The following is a 2,415-nucleotide window of genomic DNA, read 5'->3' as shown; positions in this document are numbered from 1 at the left end:
ATTTATGCCCTAAATACTCTATCTATATATGCAAATACCATAAATAATATCGGTGTAGCTAGCACCAAGACATATTTGCAATCTAAGCAATACCTAACACAAGGAAATCTAAAACAAGTGGGCGATAAGCATTTTTGGAGGAGTGTATATACAGATGAGCTAGATAGCTTTAGCCCAAGTATCATTGCTTCTAGTGGCGATACTTACATACTAGCCCACACACTTAGTAATCACAATAGCTACATAAGTGCTAGTAATATCCTAGAAATACAAGCAAAAAATTCTAGCAACACGCAAACACAAGCCTATCAAAAAGTCATTGATAATGGTGTGGAAGTAAGGAATTATCAATATACTTATTGGAAAAATTATGCAGGTGTTAAAGGTATTGTATGTGCGGCTCTTACATTTGGGATATGCAATATTAGAGAGCTTCGCACCGCAACAGCACAAGGAGTTTTTACTTATGCTCCACCACGCTCTATTAGTAAGATTGAGCTAGATTTCCCTACATTAGAGAGCCAACTAGAACCAAACATAGCAAGACTAAATGCAGGCATTGCAAATGAGTATGCCAAATATATACACTCTACGCGTTTAAGCCCCGCTACAAATCAATCAAACACTATAAATTCCACAAACAATGCAAACTATCCAAATCACTCATTCAACCCAAACCACCAAAACAACACAAACAACGCAAATGCCATAAATCAACTAGGTAGCATAAATACCATAAATACCACAAACACTATCAACAACACAAGCAATATAGGCAACACAAGCAACACAAATACTACAAGCTATCCAAACACTACAAATACACCAAATGCCACAAATGACATAAACGAGCTAGCAAACCATTCAAATGCTTCATTCTCTACAAGTGCGTTTGATAGTGGTAGATATGATGATAGAGAATCTTTTGTTCGCTCTAGCTATTTTTATCATCAGTTTGCTAGTAGGGATTCTAGCCAAGCAAAGATTTTTCTAGCAAATTTGGATTTGGAATCTAAAGCGATTTTTTATAACTCTAGTGCGTTTCTTAGTAATGCCCTAGATACGAAAATACTTAGCAACTCCCAAGCAAATCATCTAAAATCTTTGCTACTTCATAAGCATTATCATACTAATCAGTATAGCTACAACCCAAGCAATGATATGTATAGCCACACTATTTCTAGTGTATCTAGCAATGTGCCAAATAATGTGCTTAATAACACACACAACGACATATATGGCAACGCACTCAATAACACACGCAATAGCACTTACAACGACATATATGGCAATATATACAACAATACTTTCAACAACACTACTAATAACACACACAATGATAACACACTCAATAGCACACTCAATAGCGCACACAATAGCACAAATAATCTTACACATTCTTTGAAATATAGTGATTCTATAAGCCCTGCTTTATCGCCCTTTGCTAGCTCCATAGGATTTAGTGGGGATTTTATATCCCTGCATTCACACACTTTTAGCAATGGCTCTACACTGCAAGGAAATGGGATAAGCCTGCATACAAGCGAGGCTTTAGCGCATTTAGGAGATATAAAAGCAAAAGACATTGTGCTGCAAAGTGATGGCACACTCTATATAGGCGGAGGAGATATACAAGCTAGTGATAAAGCCTACTTGCAAGCAAAGCATATCAGCATAGATTCTCTCATCACTACTACTAAGGGCTATACACCCACCACACAAACTATACTTGCACCTGCTAGATATGCTATTAGCACAAATGCTTCAAGTAGCTTATATCCATTTGCCTTGTCATCTAGCGCAAATCACACTAGCGCAAATCACTATCCAAATCAAGCAAGCTACCTAAATCATACAAGCCATACAAGTCAAATAAACCACTCAAACTATGCAAACCACTCAAGCTACACAAACTATGCAAGTTATCCAAACTACACAAACCAACTAGGCACAAGCCTTACCCCACTTCATAGCATAGATTCTATCTACGCTACTTCTAAGCTAAAGGCTGGCTCACTTTTTTTACACGGCATAGATTCTGCCTCTATTTCTAGTGCAGATTTAAGCGCAGATGATAGTATCTCTATTAGCTCAAGCACATTGCGCTTAAGCACTCAAGCATTGCATTCTACCTACAAAGACTCATATCAAACGCGTAAATCTACCACTCACTTAGGCACTACACTTAGTGCAAATAGCATATCTCTAAGTGCAAAAGATTCTCTAAGCCTAGCAAATGCTAGCTTGAAAGCTAATGAGAGCATATCTTTGCACTCAAAGGGCAATATCTCCCTAGATAGCACCACAGATACGCACTATGCTACTTATACGCACCATAGCACTAAGGAGCATTTTTTCTACTCCAAAGACACCACTACCACCACCACGACACAAAGTGAGGTGCAAGGGGGGAGT

The 2,415-nt window shown here is 38.1% G+C and carries 1 protein-coding gene; it reads left to right on the top strand.

The window, feature by feature from the left end; genetic code table 11:
* The coding region (locus CQA40_RS11355; protein WP_220271923.1) for a hypothetical protein at window positions 1-2,415 on the top strand (2,415 nt) is incomplete at both ends.

Source organism: Helicobacter sp. MIT 01-3238 (assembly GCF_003364135.1).
In the GTDB taxonomy this organism is placed as follows: Bacteria; Campylobacterota; Campylobacteria; order Campylobacterales; family Helicobacteraceae; genus Helicobacter_B.
The sequence above is the reverse complement of the archived record's forward strand: the minus strand, read 5'-3'. Positions and strand labels throughout refer to the sequence as shown.